Consider the following 256-nt stretch of genomic DNA (forward strand, 5'->3'; position numbering starts at 1 on the left):
CCAACAGGGCAGTGAGCCATACGGGTATGATAAACAGTATTAAAGAGGGAGGATGATAATAAAGCGCAGCCAGCGCGGTGAGCATAAGGATGACACTGAGAGGCCAGGCAAAAGGCAGCTGCCACCAGGCAATAAAGCAGTAGCTACAATAGCTCCACATCACGCCGAGAATCAGCAACAGCGCCGTGCTTAGCGGTATCAAACGCGCTGGCAGGCGGTAAGCAAGAAGGAGTAACAGTAGTGACAAAGCGATAAT

At 51.2% G+C, this 256-nt stretch carries 1 protein-coding gene; it reads right to left on the reverse strand.

Annotated features, from left to right (window positions below; all coding sequences use genetic code 11):
* A partial coding sequence (locus SB765_RS31435; protein WP_410932734.1) for a membrane-associated sensor domain-containing protein occupies positions 1–256 on the reverse strand: 256 nt, incomplete at both ends.

The organism is Pseudomonas sp. SIMBA_067 (assembly GCF_046534675.1).
Lineage (GTDB): Bacteria > Pseudomonadota > Gammaproteobacteria > Pseudomonadales > Pseudomonadaceae > Aquipseudomonas > Aquipseudomonas putida.